Raw genomic sequence first — 16520 nt, 5'->3', positions numbered from 1 at the left:
AATCCACAGCCTGTCGCCCGCAGAGCGGGCTGCTACGGCACGGACCCTGTAGCAGCGGGCTCCGACCGCGACCGGGTTCCGCCAGTCCGCAGGTGTCGCCCTCGCAGTGGGCTGCTACGACACGGCCCCTGTAGCAGCGGGCTCCGGCCGCAACCGGGTTCCGCCAGTCCGCAGGTATCGCCCTCGGAGCGGGCTGCTACGACACGGTCCCTGTAGCAGCGGGCTCCGACCGCGACCGGGTTCCGCCAGTCCGCAGCTATCGCCCTCGGAGCGGGCTTCTATGGCACGGCCCCTGTAGCAGCGGGCTCCGACCGCAACCGGGTTCCGCCAGTCCGCAGGTATCGCCCTCGCAGTGGGCTGCTACGGCACGGCCCCTGTAGCAGCGGGCTCCGACCGCGACTGGCGCCATTCTTTAAAGGGACTGAAATGCACGCAGCTTGCAGCGCGTAACTCATCGCCTCCCGCTCAAACGGTACTATATTAGTACTATATAAAGCGCGAGGAGGCGCCGATGTTGCGGGTAAGCAAACTGACCGACTACGGTACGGTGGTGCTGGCCAGGATGGCCCGCGAGCCGGAGCGTACCTTCAGCGCCGCCGCGCTGGCCGAAGCGGTAGCGCTGCCGGTCAGTACGGTACGCAAGTTGCTGAAGGTGTTGACCCGGCACGGGCTGCTGAACTCCTGTCGTGGCCAGCAGGGCGGCTACCAGCTGGCGCGCCCGCCGCAGCGGATCTCCTTGGCAGATATCATCGAAGCGCTGGAAGGCCCGCTCGGCCTCACCGAGTGCAGCTTTCAGCACGGTCTCTGCCAGCTGGAGGCTCGCTGCCATATCCGCAGCCAATGGCAGGACGTCAACCAGGTGATCTACGGCGCGCTGGCCCGGGTCAGCCTGGTCGAACTGCTCGCCAAACCGTCCAATAAAAGCATCGCGCTGCTGAACACCTGACCGCGTAACGCGGAGGAGGCCGTCATGGCCAAGACCACCCCGCAGATAGAGCGACTGCTCGACAAGGGGTATAGCCAGGGGTTCGTCACGGAGGTCGACACCGACAGTTTTCCGCCTGGTCTGGATGAAGAGGTGATCCGGGCGATCGTGCACAAGAAGCATGAGCCCGACTTTATGCTGGAGTGGCGGCTGGCCGCGTACCGACACTGGTGCACCATGCCGTTGCCGACCTGGTCGCGGGTGCACTACCCGCAGATCGATTTCCAGGCGATCAGCTACTATTCGGCACCGCGCAGCACGGCGGACGGGCCGCAGAGCCTGGCCGAGGTCGATCCGGCGATTCTGCGCACCTACGAACGACTCGGCGTACCGCTGCACGAACGGGCCCGGTTGGCCGGGGTGGCGGTCGATGCGGTGTTCGACAGCGTCTCGGTGGCGACCACCTTCCAGCAGGAGCTGGCCGAACTGGGCATCATCTTCTGCTCCTTCTCCGAAGCGGTACAGAACCACCCCGAGCTGGTACAACGCTACATGGGAACCGTGGTGCCCTATACCGATAACTTCTACGCCGCCTTGAACGCCGCGGTATTTAGCGACGGCTCATTCTGCTACATCCCGAAAGGGGTGAAGTGCCCGATGGAGCTGTCCACCTATTTCCGTATAAACGCCGCCGGCACCGGCCAGTTCGAGCGCACGCTGATCGTCGCCGAAGAGGGCGCCTCGGTTAGTTACCTGGAGGGCTGCACCGCGCCGATGCGTGACGAACACCAGCTGCACGCCGCGGTGGTCGAACTGATCGCGCTGGACAACGCCGAGATCAAGTACGCCACGGTGCAGAACTGGTATCCCGGCGATACGGAAGGCAAGGGCGGGGTCTACAACTTCGTTACCAAGCGCGGACTCTGCGCCGGCCATCACAGCAAGATCTCCTGGACCCAGGTGGAGACCGGCTCGGCGATCACCTGGAAATACCCCAGCGTGATCCTGAAAGGTGATTATTCGGTCGGCGAGTTCCACTCGGTGGCGCTGACCGGCAACTACCAGCAAGCCGACACCGGCACCAAGATGACCCACCTGGGGCGCCATACCCGCAGCACCATCCTTTCCAAGGGGATCTCCGCCGGTCACGGCCAGAACACCTATCGCGGTTTGGTCAAGGTTGGCCCGCGCGCCGAGGACGCCCGCAACTACAGCCAGTGCGACTCGCTGCTGCTGGGCGATCGCTGCGGCGCCCACACCTTGCCCTATATCGAGGTGCAGCGGCCCGACGCCCGGGTCGAGCACGAGGCCACCACCTCCAAGATCAGCGAACAGCAGCTGTTCTACTGCCAGCAGCGCGGCATCGACCCGGAAGCGGCGGTCTCGCTGCTGGTCAACGGTTTCTGCAAGGAGGTGTTCCGCAAACTGCCGATGGAGTTCGCCGTCGAGGCCCAGGCGCTGATGGAGGTCAGCCTGGAAGGGGCGGTCGGCTGAGGAGGCAACGACGATGCTTAACGCAACAATCGATATCTGGGACCTGCTGCTGGATCTGATCCGCTGGATCCTGCGCCACATCGACCGGCTGCGGCCGTTGATCGATCCCTGAGCAACAGAATCGGAATAAGCGGGAGAAAAACGATGGCTGACGAGATGCTCAGTATCCGCGATCTGGAGGTACGGGTCGACGACAAGCCGATTCTGCAGGGCGTGAACCTGCAGGTTGGTGCCGGCGAGGTGCACGCCATCATGGGGCCGAACGGTTCCGGCAAGAGCACTTTGGCCTACCTGCTGGCCGGCCATCCCGGTTATCAGGCCAGCCGTGGCGAGGTGCGTTACCGGGGTGAAGACCTGCTGTCGATGAGTGTCGAACAGCGCGCCGCCGCCGGTGTCTTCCTGGCGTTCCAGTACCCGGTGGAGATCCCCGGCGTCAGCAATATCCAGTTCCTGAAGAGCGCGCTGAACAGCCTGCGTAAGCAGCGCGGCGAGCCGGAGCTGGACGCCATCGAGTTCCTCGACAGCGTCAAGGCGAAAGTACGCCAGATGCAGATGGAGGAGGCTCTGCTCTACCGGGGCGTCAACGAGGGCTTTTCCGGCGGCGAGAAGAAGAGCAACGAGGTGTTGCAGCTGCTGGTACTGGAGCCGACCCTGGCGATCCTCGACGAGACCGACTCGGGGCTGGACATAGACGCGCTGAAACGGGTGGCGGCCGGTATCAACGCCTACAGGCGCGCCGACCGTTCGCTGGTGCTGGTGACCCACTACCAGCGGCTACTGGACTACATCGAGCCCGACTTCGTGCATGTGTTGCAGGGCGGCCGGATCAGCCGCTCCGGTGGGCCGGAGCTGGCCCGCGAACTGGAGCGCGAGGGGTACGTCCCGGCGACCGGTGCCCAGGCGCCGTTCGAGATTCGCGAAACCCACGGCAGCGCGCATCCGCAGGGCCCGCCCGAGGGCCGGGAGGGCGGCGATGAGTGACCCCCGTCTGCTGAGCGACCCGCCGGACCGGCAGGCCCTGCTCAGCGAACTCTGGCCCTGGTTGCACGATTTCTATCAGCAAGCGCAGGAGGCGTTTCAGCTGCAGGGGCTGCCGAGCCGTCGGCTGGAAGGCTGGAAATACAGCCGGCTGGACGCACTGTACGAGCGCCGCTTTGTTATCCCGGATGACAGTCCAGTGCTGGGCGACTCGCCGGAATCTTTGCAAGAAAATTTCCCGCTGGCTGGCCATCAGCTGGTGTTTGCTGGCGGCCGTTGGCTGCCGGAAGCGTCCCGTATCGGTCCGCTGCCCGAAGGGGCCCGGCTCTGCTCCATGGCCCAGGCACTCTCCAGCGAGCGTGAGCTGCTGCGCTACTACCTGGGCCAGGTGGTCAGTTTGCAGGAACATCCGTTCGCGGCGCTGAACACGCTCTGGCTGGAGGATGGCCTGCTGCTTTACCTGCCCTCCGGTTGCCGGCTGGAACAGCCGATCCACTGCCGTTTCTTCAATACACTGGCCAGCAACACGCCCACCGGCCTCCGCGCCGACGGCCTGGCACAGGTCTGCTTCCCGCGCCTGCTGCTGGTGTTGGAGGCCGATGCCGAGGCGACGCTGATCGAGGAGTACCTGGATAACGGGGAGGCAGAGAGCCTGACCGTTGGTCTGACGGAGATCCGGCTGGCCGAGCAGGCCCAGTTGCTGCACTGCCAGCTGCAGCGCGGCGGCCAGCGCAGCAGTCATATCGCCGGGCTGCACGTCGAGCAGGCTGCCGGCAGCCGCTTGCAGCAGTTCTCGCTGACATTGGGCGGTGCCATGTTGCGCAACGACCTGCAGGTGCAGCTGCTGGGCGAGGGCGCCGAAACCCTGCTGAACGGTCTCTATCTGCTGGACGGCCGGCAGCATCTGGACAACCATCTGCGGATCGACCACCGGGTAGCCGATTGCCGCAGCGCGGTGCTCTATAAAGGGGTGCTCGACGACCGGGCGCACGGGGTGTTCAACGGGTTGGCGGTGGTCCACCCGGACGCCCAGCGCAGCGACGCCCGCCAGGTCAACAAGAACCTGCTGCTCAGCCAGGGTGCCGAGATGGATACCAAGCCGGAGCTGCAGATCGAAGCCGACGATGTCAAATGCTCGCACGGCGCCACCGTCGGTCATCTGGATTCGCAGGCGCTGTTCTATCTGCAGAGTAGGGGGCTGGACGCAGACAGCGCCCGGCGGTTGCTGACCTTCGCCTTCGGCTACGAGACCCTGCAGCCGCTACCGGACCCATTGAAAGGTTGGTGCGCGATGCTGTTGGAACAGGCGCTGCAAGCGCAGGGGGCTACCGATGACCATGCTTGAGCCCTGCCAAACCTCATATGACCTGGCCGCCCGTCGGGCTGAGTTTCCGATCCTGCACCAGCAGGTGCATGGCCGGCCGTTGGTCTACCTGGACAACGCCGCGACCAGTCAGAAGCCGCAGGCGGTGATCGATTGCCTGCAGCACTATTACAGCCAGGACAACGCCAACGTGCACCGCGGCGTGCACTGCCTCAGCGAGCGGGCCACCGCCGCCTACGAGGCGGCGCGGGACCGGGTGCGGGCGTTTATCCACGCCGACCGGCGCGAGGAGATCGTCTTCGTGCGCGGTACCACCGAGGCGATCAACCTAGTCGCCCAGAGCTACCTGCGACCGCGGCTGCAGCCGGATGACGAGATCCTGATCAGTACCCTGGAGCACCACTCCAACATCGTGCCCTGGCAGATCCTCTGCCGGCAGACCGGCGCCCGGCTAAGGGTGATCGAGATCAGCGATGCCGGCGAGATCGACCAGGCCAGCTTCCAGCGGCTGCTCGGGCCGCGCACCAAACTGCTGGCGGTGGGCCATGTTTCCAATGCACTGGGCACCATCAACCCGGTCGCCGAGATGATCGAACAGGCCCATACCCAAGGGGTGCCGGTATTGGTCGACGGCGCCCAGGCGGTGCCGCACCTGGCGGTTGACGTGCAGCAGCTGGATGCCGACTTCTACGCCTTTTCCGGCCACAAGGTCTACGGCCCGACCGGTATCGGCGTGCTGTACGCCAAGCAGGCGCTGCTGGAGGCGATGGAGCCCTATCAGGGCGGCGGCGATATGATCAGCAAGGTCACCTTCGAACATACCGACTACAACCAGCTGCCGTACCGCTTCGAAGCCGGTACACCCAACATCGCCGGCGCGATCGGCCTGGCGGCGGCGCTGGACTATGTTGACGCGATCGGCCTGGCAGCGATTGCCGCTCACGAACAGCAGTTGCTGGAATACGGCAGCGATGCGCTGCAGCGGGTGCCCGGCCTGCGCTTGATCGGTACCGCCCGCCAGAAAGCCGGCATCCTGTCTTTCGTGATGGAACAAGCCCATCCACACGATATCAGTACCGTACTGGACCAGTTTGGCGTGGCGATCCGCGCCGGCCACCACTGCACCATGCCATTGATGCAGCGCCTCGGCCTGCCGGCCACCGCCCGCGCATCACTGGCGCTTTATAACGGCCCGGACGATATCGATGCGCTTGTCGCTGGCCTGCAGCAGGTATGCCGGCTGTTCGGCGATAGATAGGAGGGCGGTGATGAACGACGAGCTGCGCGAACTCTACCAGGAGGTGATCATCGATCACGGCCGCCACCCGCGCAATTTCCATAAGCTGGACGAATACAGCCACCATCAGCAAGGTTACAACCCGCTGTGCGGCGATCAGTTGGAGCTGTTTATCAAGCTTAATGAATCCAGCGAGCCGGCGCGGATCGAGGATATCGCCTTTCTCGGCCAGGGTTGTGCGATCTCGATGGCATCGGCCTCGCTGCTGACCGAACTGCTGAAAGGTAAGACGGTGGCGGAGGCCCAGGCGCTGTTCGGCCAGTTCCATCGGCTACTTACCGGCCCGGAGGAGAACAGTCCGCCGGCGCTGGGCAAGTTGCGGGTACTGGCCGGGGTACGCGAGTTTCCCAGCCGCATCAAGTGCGCCACCCTGGCCTGGCACGCCTTGAAAGGGGCCTTGGCACAAGAATCTGAAAACCATGAAGATGCGGCAGGCTGGGTCAGCACCGAATAGGGCGGAGATGGCGCGATGACTGAATCGACAACCCTCTATCTGCGACGGGATTGTGACGCCTTGCAGGTGCCGTCCGGCCAGCCGGTATTCCTGCCGAAGGGAACGCCGGTGATCATCCATCAGGCATTGGGCGGCAGCTACACGCTGAGAACCGGCGGCCTGCTGGTCCGGCTCGGCCCGGAAAACGCCGATGCGCTGGGACTGATCGGTAGCAGCGGGCAACCTCGGTCCGGCTCGGTCAGTGGCAGCAACCAAGAGGTGGAGGATCTGCCGGTCGACCGGGATGAGCTGATGCGCCAGCTGAGCAGCTGCTACGACCCGGAGATCCCGGTGGATATCGTCCAGCTGGGACTGATCTATGGTCTGGATATCTCGCCCCATCCCGATGGCGGTAGCCAGCTGGAGGTGCGGATGACGCTGACCGCGCCCGGTTGCGGCATGGCCGGCGTCCTGGCTGACGAGGTCAAGCAGAAACTGCTGCAGGTGCGTGGGGTACGCAGCGTCGAGGTGAAGCTGGTGTTCGACCCGCCCTGGGATGCCAGTCGGATGTCGGAGGCCGCCAAGCTGCAACTTGGCCTGCTTTAACCGATGCTAACGGAGGACGACACGATGACTCAGTGGCGCGATATCTGCGAGGTGGCCGAGATCGGCGTCGGCGACCACCGGGTAGTGCGGGTGGATGGCGATAGCCTGTTGCTGGTCAATCTCGGCGGCTGTTTCTACGCGGTGGAGAATATCTGCACCCATGACGGCGGTGAACTGGGCGGCGGTTTGATCGAAAACGACACCGTTACCTGCCCGCGCCACGGCGCCTGCTTCTGCCTGAAGACCGGCAAGGTACTGAAACCACCGGCCTTCGAAGACCTGCGCTGCTATCCGGTACGGATCGAGCAGGGCTGGGTGCAGATTGGCGATAAACCAATTGAGTGACCAACGGAATTGCTGGGCGCACGATATTGCTATCGATGTAGGAGGGGATTTATCCGCGACCAACCGCAAGGTTCTCAAAACTTTTTCTGTTCAGATCCCTCCGCGGCCAACGCCACCGCAATCCGCGCCGCCAGGCGGGCGTTGTTCTCCAGCAGGGCGATATTGGCATCCAGGCTGGCACCGCCGGTCAATTCGTTGAGCCGGGCCAGCAGAAATGGCGTCAGCGCCTTGCCTCGGACGCCGTGATGGCTCGCCTGGGCCAGCGCATCGGCTACCGCTCGCTCGACATCAACCCGTGGCATCGCGTGCTCAGCCGGGATCGGCGCGGCGATCAGCACACCGCCGGGTAGCGCGAAGCCCTGAGTGCCAGCCAGATCCCACTTGGCCCGCAGCAGGTGCGCCACCGAGTCTTCGTCATCCAGCCGGATAGTCAGCGACAGACCGCTGTCGACGCTGTAAAAGGCGGGGAAGTTGCTGCAACCGAAACCGACCACCGGCACCCCCTTGGTTTCCAGGTACTCCAGGGTTTTCGGCAGGTCGAGGATCGACTTGGCGCCGGCGCAGACCACCGCCACCGAGGTGCGGGCCAGTTCATCGAGGTCGGCGGAGATATCGAAGGTGTGCTCCGCATCCCGGTGTACGCCACCGATGCCGCCGGTGGCGAACAGCCGGATACCGGCCTGCTCGGCGATCAGCATGGTTGCCGCCACCGTGGTCGCGCCGTTTAGTTGACTGGCGATCGCGTAGGGCAGATCGCGCCGGCTCAGCTTCAGGATGCCCGGCCCTTCGGCCAGCAGTTGCAGCTGCTGATCGTCCAGGCCGACACAGAGTCGACCGTGCAGCACCGCGATGGTGGCCGGCACGCCGCCTTCTTCGCGCACGGCTTGTTCCAGCAGCTGGGCGGTAGCCAGATTCTGTGGTACCGGCAGGCCGTGGGCCAGCAGGGTGGATTCCAGCGCCACCACCGGTTGGCCGCTATCGAGAGCTGCGGCAACCTCCGCCGACAGTGAGAGCAGGGGGCTCATGACCTGATGCTCAGCCCGGCGGCCAGTGCATATTGCGGCCGCCGAACAGGTGCAGATGGATGTGGAACACATCCTGGCCGCCCTGGGCGTTGCAGTTCCAGACCAGCCGGTAGCCGCTGTCGGCGATACCCAACTCGCCGGCCAGCCTAATCGCGGTCAGGCAGAGATGACTGATCAGCGCGCTGTCGTCGCTGTCGAGATCGTTCAGGGTGGCGATATGGCGGCGCGGCACGATCAGCAGATGGGTCGGCGCCTGGGGGTTGATATCGCGGAAGGCGATCAGTTGGTCATCTTCGAGCACGATATCGGCCGGAATCTGCTGATCGACGATCTTGCAGAAGATGCAGTCCATCGGCGGCCTCCTGTGGCGGCAGGGATAATGAGCTTGCAGGCTGCTAGGCTTAAGAAGCGGTTCCGCCTTAAGCCTAGCATCGCTGAGGGCTGGCGAAGCGCCCGTACTCTTATTAATAGTCGTAGCACGTTGACCACCGCCTTTCTCTCCCATGGAGATTGCCTGCTACACGAGATGGGTTCGTTACACCCGGAAAGCCCGGCCCGGTTGCAGGCGATTGAAGATCATCTAAATGCCACGGAGCTCGGAAAACGATTGCACCGTCTTAGCGTGCAACCGGTCTCCCGCGCGCTGCTGGAGCGGGTGCACCCACCGGAATTTATCGACTGGCTGGAAGAGAGCGCACCGCAACGGGGTTACAGCTATGTCGACGCTGACGTGGCGCTGAATCCGCATAGTATCAGGGCTGCCTACCTGGCCGCCGGCGCCATGGCGACCGCCACCGAGCGGGTGATAAACGGCGAGTTCAGCAATGCCTTCTGTGCCGTGCGCCCACCGGGCCACCATGCGGAGCTCGCCCAGGCGATGGGGTTCTGCATATTCAACAATATCGCTGTTGCTATCGAGCAGGCGTTGAGTCATCAGGGGATCGAAAGGGTGGCGGTGCTCGATTTCGACGTGCACCACTGCAACGGCACCATCGATATCTTCAAGGAACGGCCTGAAGTGCTGATCTGCTCGACCTTCCAGCATCCGTTCTACCCGTACCGTTATTTCGATATCGAACGGCCCAATATCGTCAACTCACCGCTGCCGGCCGGAACCACCGGCGACCAGTTCCGTCGCACCGTAGAGCGCGACTGGCTGCCGGCGTTACACGGGCATCAACCGCAGATGATCTTCGTGTCAGCCGGTTTCGATGCCCACAGGGACGACCCATTGGGCCAGCTGTTGCTGGATGAAGCCGACTACCGCTGGGTCAGCGAATTGATCGTCGACGCCGCCGCCAGAACGGCCGGGAAGAGGGTGGTCGCAACCCTGGAGGGGGGCTACCACCTGAAAGCGCTGGCAGCGAGTGTTGGCGAGCACCTGCAGGCGCTGTTGGCTGCATAGTCTTGCTGGCGTGCGGGAGATTTTAAGTCTCCTGTTGTCTGCGAATGCCTGACAGTACCGCCATTCGGACAGAATTCTATCTCATTGCCGATAATGCTATTTATCGGCATTCTTATATAACACATTGTTTTTGCTACACTAATAAAAATTTCTGGATGCCTATACCAATGCTGACTCTGCCACCGGCCATGCCGCTGTTCGATGCCGTCGATCATCTTGAGGATGGCAACCCGACCGTCAACCAGTACCTCGCCAACGTCACTCTATATCGGGTCAGCGACGCCGCACTGATCTACGAATACGCCGTCGATTGGCTACTGGAGCAGCGCTTCAGCGACAACAACTATAAGACCTACCGCAGTGAGCTGACTACGTTCCTGCACTGGACTTTCGATGTGGAGGAAGTTTCCGTATCAAATATCACAAGACGTGTATTAATACGTTATATCGACTACTGCAGCCAGCCGCCGGCGGAACTGGTCGCATATCGCAATGTTGCCCAGTTTGTGGTCAACAAGGAGATCGGTGAACGGGTGCCCAATCCACAATGGCGGCCGTTCCTCGGCAAGAAGCGCGAAGGCCTCGAGCTGCCTTACAAAATCACCGATAAGGCATTGAAAACTAAGCTTGCCATCCTGTCGTCATTCTTCAGCTACCTGATCAATGAGGAATACACCGAGCGCAATCCGGCGATGATGCTGATGAAGAATGGCCGCTTCAAATCAGGCGCCCAGAACCTGGTGATGCGCGAGGATGACGAGGAGATCCGCGCCTTTACCGAGCTGCAATGGTCATACGTGGTGTCGACCGCCGAACAGCTGGCTGCCAGCGATCCGGAACAGCACGAACGGACGCTGTTTCTGGTCAACCTGATGTATGGCTGCTACTTGCGGATCTCGGAAGCCGCCGCCAGACCGGGCTTTTCGCCAGCTATGGGCCAGTTCCGGCGTGACTCGAAAACCGGCGTCTGGGGCTTCCACATCCCACGCAGTAAAGGCGGCAAGAAACGTACCGTGGCAGTTTCCAACCAACTGTTGAAAGCGCTGCAGCGCTATCGGCGCTTCCTGGGGCTCAGTCCGCTACCGGCGCCCAATGAGGATACGCCGCTGTTCATACGCCACCGGGCTGCCGGTCGTGGCCGCGACGCCGGTCTGCTCAACGCCAATCTTGGCATTCGTCAGTTGCGTGAGCAGATCGACAAACTGTTCGAGTTGGCCGCCGATGCGGCGGAGAGAGATGGCCAGGCGCAGGATGCCCAGGAGATGCGCCAGATGACGCCACACAGTATTCGACATACCGGCATCTCGCACGACATTAATCTGAACCAACGGCCGCTGTCCCATGTACAGGCTGACGCCGGCCACGACAGTATCGACACCACATCACAGTACCTGCACACCACAAGGGTGGAGCGCCACGAGTCCGCAGCGAATAAACCGCTGGATCACTTGGCGGATGCCTACGGGGAAAGCTGAAGCAAGCCGCAAGCATGCGTACGTTGCACGGAACCTGGCTCAGCCGCTGAAACAGAAATCTTCGTAACTCTCCGCACGAAAAGATCCGGCCCGCAGCAGCGTCAAAAGCTCGCCAAAGCTGCGCAGTCCATACGCCTGATTTCTGACATGTTAGTGGGTTCTTGCGTACCCATAAGGCGTCAATTTTACTGATTATTGTTATTCGCATAATCTATATTATGTTAAATATGATATGTCCCGCGACAGCTCTTTGGCGCATTCTTGTAGGTTTTGGTTTCAGATGGAATTCTTTCCAGTGACCTGAAACTGACGGCCTATCTTCCATGCTCAGCTTCAACCGTGCGGAGAGTCGCAAAGATTTCGTTTTCTCGGGTTGAGTGTCACACAAAGCAACGTAGCGCACAGATATCCGGCTGACGGATCTCACCCAACCTGGTTATCATTGGTCATTGGTCATTGGTCATTGGTCATTGGTCATTGGTCATTGGTCATTGGTCATTGGTCATTGGTCATTGGTCATTGGTCATTGGTCATTGGGATTCTGGCGGGCCCATCCGCTGACACAAAGATCCAGCCTTCGGATTCCGGTATCGAACTGTCGGGCTGCACAAGCATTTCAGGACGGTTATCAAACAGCCAAGCTGTCAGTGCGCACACCAATGCGTCCACTTTCTCCTGATGGTCGCACTTAAGGCCATAAGGTCTTGGTGTGTCCGTAGACTCCAGAACTTTGTACTGCGCTAAAAGCTTGTCCATCGTCAGCGATGCAGCACACGCTGACGGATATGCCTCAACCGCAGTCAGCCCGTCACCCGTCCAAACGCCGCAACCAGAACGCTGATTGGCGAATCGAGTCAGCGCATGGATTGGTTTCGGAGCTTTCGGGACCATCCGCTGATGCGCTGTGCAACAGGTTTACGATCGGGTCCGGAAAGCCCAATGCCGCATCGATGGCGATCGGCACTTCGACAGGACCCTCAACCCGGCTTTGTGCATTACAGAGCCTAAAAGCCGATCTACCCAGTCACTGGTATCAGTTGCAGTGTTGATGGTCTCACGAAGATTGCCGCGCTATGGCATGACGACCAGTTGCCGCTGCTGGTCAAGAATTACGAGTGCATCGCGGCTTCGAGTGTTGTTCTGACAGTTCCAGCCTCCGACATCCCAGCTGACAGATTATTTAGGCATGACCGCCCTGCTCTTTTATATCAACCAGTTACGCGCACAACTTAACATTCTGTACAAATTAGGAATCACCACTTAGAAGTAGGCATAACCCCAGCTATTGGAAAGGACCTCGGCTTAATACAAGACCCTATATCGGTGAACTCAAGTGCGATTGGTGCCGAACAGCCATCATCCTGACTCTAGGTGCCCTGGTAGCGGTCGATTGGACCATGTAACACACCGTTAGTGCTCATCCTCCGAAACATCGCTACGAGCTCCAAAGAAGATCTCTTTCATCCGGGCAGCGCCAACAACGTTAACCAACTCTGCAGCCACGCTATATAGAGCAAGACCGCCCGCGGTCCACAAGGCAACTATCCAAAACAGGGGCCAGTTAACTTCGTCGTACAGTGCGCTGAGCCCACTGAGCAGTCCGCCATGCGCGGACATCAGAGGAATCACTTCCTCCACTACCCTCATTACAAGCACCACAATACTGTACAAGAAAGTATTCCAGAGCACCTGTACCACTCGCTTATCGGTTTGAAGCTCCGATATGGGAAGAGCTCTAACCATCAGTATCGCTTTGGCGACAATAAGCGCGCCTACTGTCGCCCCAACAGCACGGAGCGATGTGATGCTGTAGTCATTTAACACGACAGCTTTGGTCAAGGCGATCAGATGAAACAGGACGAGAAAAAAAACAGCTACCGGCAGAGCCTCTCGAATTTCTTTAGCGACAAATGCAATGACCTTTCCCATTATGCTTTCCTCGTGCAGGCCAGCTAGCACACCAAAACGATGATCGCTCCCATGTCGCCCAAGGCAGTGCTCTTATCAATGAAATAATGGTCGTCCGAGGTAGAAGAACGCCGCCGAATGCCCTCCTTCGGCCTTGCCGAGGCCCAGGTAGACCGGTCCTATTGGCGTATCAGCCCCCAGAAACAAGCTGCCGGCGGCAATGCTGTCGTTGCCGATATCATCCGTCTCTTCCCAAACCCCGCCATATTCCAATGAGCCGCCGACATACCAGGAAAGGAAAGGCATTAACTCGAAGCGGCGATAATAGATGGCGGCGACTACCGCGGCCTGCTGGCCGCTGAGTGCATTATCAGCAAAGCCCGAGAGGTTGAGGAAGCCGCCGAGACGATAGCGATCCTGAATCGGGGTATCCCCATCCGGCGTTGTTTCCAGCAGGCCTCCAATCCCCAGCACATGGCCTTTGCCAAAGGTCGTGAAGCGGTTACCGCGTAGTGCCAGTTGATCGAAATCCTCGTCACTGCCCCACGCCTCTCGGGCGCTTGCGTATTCCAGCGTTGCCAACCAGCCGTCTTCGGGGAAATTGTAGTTGTCGAGGCGATCTACCGACAGTCGGCCATACAACAGCGCCGTGTCGAAAGAGAATTCGGGCCAGCCTGGCGTTCCGGTTATCAGGTCAACCTCACCGGTGTGGTAGCGATATCCCAGACGCCCCTCCCCATAAACGCTGATTTCGCGCCCCACTGCGACGTCGAACAGCACTCTCTGGACACGAAATTCTGCCAATCGGCCGTCTTCGGAACTGAACAGATTCACATTACGCGCATCATAGCCGAGCCTGGTGTTGATGAAAAAACGAGAGAGCGAGTCGAGGGGCTGATACCACCCACCAATTATGCTGGACTCCTCACCCAGTTGCAGGCCGGTTCTGATTTCGCCACCGAGCGGGTTGATGCCGGTACGCAGATAAGCTAATCCGAGATCGTATGCATTGTCGCCTTGAAAATCACCGGATAGCTTCATACCGAATTGAAGATAGTTCGGCCCCCAACTTCGGGCCCGGGCGTTGACGACCAAGCCGACCTTGTCATTCTCCTCGACGAGGTCGTAGTGTACGGTCTGGAATAGCTCCAGGCCGTAGATATTGCCGATATCCCGCTCGAGCTGAAGCCTGTCCAAGGGGGCGCCGATTCGCTGGTTCAAGCGGTCACGGATCATGCTGTCGTCGATGGTTGAATCGTTTTCGATACGAATGAAGCTCACAACAGGCATCTGGTGGTCGGACGCCGTACGTTGCGGCCCCTGATAGATTTGGTAGTCACTGTCGGACAGCGCCAGCATTGCCAGCCTGTCCCGCTTGGCCTCCGCAGCCTCCCTTCCCCGAGGAATTGCTTTCAGCGCGCTCTCAAAATCGCCGCTGGTAATATCGCCGAGTTCGGGGATGATCAGTATGTCCCGTTCGGTTAGCGATGCAATCTGACGATCGGCATTGGTTCTGGTCATGATCGAGGTCAGTTGTGCGGTTATCGAGAACAGATTATCCACCTCTTCCGCCGGCATATAAGGTGTGCTGATATCGACCGCGATGACAATATCGGCGCCCATATCCCGTACGACGTCGATCGGCAGATTGTTGGTAATGCCGCCATCGACCAACAGCCGTCCGTTAATCTCGGTGGCGGCAAAGGCACCCGGCACGGACATGCTGGCCCTCATAGCCGTTGCCAGGTCGCCTGATCCGATGACCACGGCAGTGCCAGTCGCCAAGTCCGATGCCACAGCCCGAAAAGGGATGCGAAGATGATCGAAATCGGTTTCGGATGATACCGACAGGGTCAGCTGTCGAAGTGCCAGATCGAACTTCTGGCCCTGGATGGCGCCGGTCGGAAATTTCAACTCGCCTTCGTCCGATATGCCGGGTTTGGCCTTAACCAGATAGAGATCGTCGTCCCGTTTACGGCGGAACGAGCGTTCCTGACGCGGCGGCTCATCGCTGAATATATGCTTCCAGTCCATCGAACCGAGTGCTCGCTCGATTTCGTCCGGCGACATCCCGGAGGCATAGAGCCCACCGATAATGGAACCCATGCTGGTACCGGCAATGTAATCGATCGGGATCCGCTGCTCCTCGAGTGCTCTGAGCACGCCGATATGGGCGGCGCCACGGGCCCCCCCACCGCTCAACGCCAGACCGATACGCGGGCCTTCACTCGATGGGCCCGCCGCACCAAGGGCCGGCGCCGCTAAGGTGATCACACAGAACAGCATCCAAAACGCCGCCATCCTGCAACGCATTCTTTTGCATATTTGATTCGGTCGCATCACCAGCTCCAGTCGAGTCATCCAGATCTAACAACCCCAGCTCAGTAATATTTATCGATCGGTAACAGTCTTAGTCTCGCAACCCTGGAGCAGCAGGATCAGGGACCAGAAGATTCCGATCACGCACGATCGATCTATTCGCGTTAAGTAACGGCATAACGGAGTACCCCCGGGTTCAATAGGTAGTCGATCAATTAACGTTGACGACCACATACTGGTTACCGTACGACTGATAGTAAGTCCCGCCACATTGATGTAGACGGACGCCTTCGACGACCACCACCTGACAAGAAGCCGGCAAGGTTGCCGCATAGACGGATGTACGGCGTATTGTTCGTCTCGTCGTTCGGCGAGCGACGCCGGCAACACTGGCCGGCGTCCATGGGCGTCCCACGACCCCCTCGGCGTGTTTTACGATAAAGCCCTTGTTGGTCGCTCCGTCTATAAATATTGCACTGGCAAACACCCCCAGACACACCGCGACCGATCTGATAATCGACCTCATCACTCTACCTCCTCGGGAATCGCAAGCTCGCCAACTTCGTCTAGCATCATTGCCTCAAGTTTTCGGGCATTCGCCGGGGGTGAAAATACAAAGTCATCCTCGGAAATCTCGGGATTGAGCTTCCAGCCTCTGAACCTTATTTCGTACTGCGGTGCGGCCGTATGCCACTTGCTGGTAATGATGTATTTCATCGGTAATGGGGTATCTCCCGACTGCACCCAAAGCTGCCAGTCGACAGCTTGCTCACGGAACGCCAGGTGGTCGCATTTCACACCGTCGATATAGGCGTTTCCAAGATGGACACCTTGTTCAATGCCAACCGACAGTATCTTATAGGTGCATATTCCGACTCATTGTGAACAGCCATTCCGGCGGAACGTGAACACCCATTCTGGTTCAACATGAACACCTTTTCCGGCCCAAGGTGAACACTTTCTCTGGATTTCCGGAATCGCTGTTC

Annotated in this window: 15 protein-coding genes; 10 read left to right on the top strand and 5 right to left on the bottom strand. The window is 60.2% G+C overall.

Annotated elements, in window-relative coordinates:
• The first annotated feature begins 511 nt into the window (after nucleotides 1-511).
• The 8 genes from K6T12_RS19905 (at nucleotide 512) to K6T12_RS19870 (ending at nucleotide 7402) form a co-directional block, all read left to right on the top strand.
• A complete protein-coding gene (locus K6T12_RS19905) occupies nucleotides 512-946 on the top strand; it encodes an SUF system Fe-S cluster assembly regulator (protein WP_222224709.1) in 435 nt (144 codons plus the stop codon).
• A 24-nt stretch (nucleotides 947-970) separates the two neighbouring features.
• Nucleotides 971-2419, top strand: coding sequence for a Fe-S cluster assembly protein SufB (gene sufB / locus K6T12_RS19900; RefSeq protein ID WP_222224708.1), 1449 nt, complete (start codon nucleotides 971-973; stop codon nucleotides 2417-2419).
• Between the two features lie 156 nt (nucleotides 2420-2575).
• Entirely contained in the window at nucleotides 2576-3400 is an 825-nt protein-coding gene (sufC, locus tag K6T12_RS19895; RefSeq protein ID WP_222224713.1) for a Fe-S cluster assembly ATPase SufC, read from the top strand.
• Complete coding sequence (sufD, locus tag K6T12_RS19890; RefSeq protein ID WP_222224707.1) at nucleotides 3393-4742, top strand: Fe-S cluster assembly protein SufD; 1350 nt, start codon at nucleotides 3393-3395, stop codon at nucleotides 4740-4742. The genes sufC and sufD overlap by 8 nt, the downstream gene beginning before the upstream one ends.
• Entirely contained in the window at nucleotides 4729-5979 is a 1251-nt protein-coding gene (locus K6T12_RS19885) for a cysteine desulfurase (RefSeq protein ID WP_315853636.1), read from the top strand. The genes sufD and K6T12_RS19885 overlap by 14 nt, the downstream gene beginning before the upstream one ends.
• Before the next feature lie 10 nt (nucleotides 5980-5989).
• Nucleotides 5990-6472 carry a Fe-S cluster assembly sulfur transfer protein SufU gene (sufU, locus tag K6T12_RS19880; protein ID WP_222224706.1) on the top strand — a complete coding sequence of 161 codons (483 nt, stop codon included), beginning with the start codon at nucleotides 5990-5992 and terminating at the stop codon, nucleotides 6470-6472.
• Nucleotides 6473-6487: 15 nt separating this feature from the next.
• The gene (locus tag K6T12_RS19875) at nucleotides 6488-7057 is read left to right on the top strand and encodes an iron-sulfur cluster assembly protein (protein ID WP_222224704.1); all 570 of its coding nucleotides are present in this window, start codon (nucleotides 6488-6490) and stop codon (nucleotides 7055-7057) included.
• 24 nt (nucleotides 7058-7081) lie between these two features.
• The gene (locus K6T12_RS19870) at nucleotides 7082-7402 is read left to right on the top strand and encodes a non-heme iron oxygenase ferredoxin subunit (protein WP_222224702.1); all 321 of its coding nucleotides are present in this window, start codon (nucleotides 7082-7084) and stop codon (nucleotides 7400-7402) included.
• A 74-nt stretch (nucleotides 7403-7476) separates the two neighbouring features.
• Here K6T12_RS19870 and K6T12_RS19865 read toward each other — a convergent pair whose 3' ends face one another.
• Entirely contained in the window at nucleotides 7477-8427 is a 951-nt protein-coding gene (locus tag K6T12_RS19865; RefSeq protein WP_222224701.1) for a pseudouridine-5'-phosphate glycosidase, read from the bottom strand.
• Nucleotides 8428-8437: 10 nt separating this feature from the next.
• Nucleotides 8438-8779, bottom strand: a complete 342-nt coding sequence (locus K6T12_RS19860) for a histidine triad nucleotide-binding protein (protein ID WP_222224700.1) — start codon at nucleotides 8777-8779, stop codon at nucleotides 8438-8440.
• 174 nt (nucleotides 8780-8953) lie between these two features.
• Here K6T12_RS19860 and K6T12_RS19855 point away from each other — a divergent pair, with 174 nt between their 5' ends.
• Together K6T12_RS19855 and K6T12_RS19850 are read left to right on the top strand one after the other, a co-directional pair.
• Nucleotides 8954-9832 carry a histone deacetylase family protein gene (locus K6T12_RS19855; RefSeq protein ID WP_315853635.1) on the top strand — a complete coding sequence of 293 codons (879 nt, stop codon included), beginning with the start codon at nucleotides 8954-8956 and terminating at the stop codon, nucleotides 9830-9832.
• Nucleotides 9833-9999: 167 nt separating this feature from the next.
• Nucleotides 10000-11307, top strand: a complete 1308-nt coding sequence (locus tag K6T12_RS19850; protein WP_222224698.1) for a tyrosine-type recombinase/integrase — start codon at nucleotides 10000-10002, stop codon at nucleotides 11305-11307.
• A 1410-nt stretch (nucleotides 11308-12717) separates the two neighbouring features.
• On the opposite strand, the gene K6T12_RS19845 is transcribed toward K6T12_RS19850, so the two are convergent.
• The 3 genes from K6T12_RS19845 to K6T12_RS19835 all read right to left on the bottom strand — a co-directional run bounded on the left by K6T12_RS19845 (nucleotide 12718) and on the right by K6T12_RS19835 (nucleotide 16386).
• Complete coding sequence (locus K6T12_RS19845; protein WP_222224696.1) at nucleotides 12718-13236, bottom strand: hypothetical protein; 519 nt, start codon at nucleotides 13234-13236, stop codon at nucleotides 12718-12720.
• Nucleotides 13237-13311: 75 nt separating this feature from the next.
• Entirely contained in the window at nucleotides 13312-15516 is a 2205-nt protein-coding gene (locus tag K6T12_RS19840) for a patatin-like phospholipase family protein (RefSeq protein WP_255611932.1), read from the bottom strand.
• Between the two features lie 543 nt (nucleotides 15517-16059).
• Nucleotides 16060-16386, bottom strand: coding sequence for a DUF2092 domain-containing protein (locus tag K6T12_RS19835; protein WP_255611934.1), 327 nt, complete (start codon nucleotides 16384-16386; stop codon nucleotides 16060-16062).
• Nucleotides 16387-16520 lie beyond the last annotated feature (134 nt).

This window comes from Marinobacterium arenosum (assembly GCF_019795155.1).
In the GTDB taxonomy this organism is placed as follows: Bacteria; Pseudomonadota; Gammaproteobacteria; order Pseudomonadales; family Balneatricaceae; genus Marinobacterium_C; species Marinobacterium_C arenosum.
Note: the sequence above shows the minus strand (reverse complement) of the source record. Positions and strands in the feature narration are given on the sequence as shown.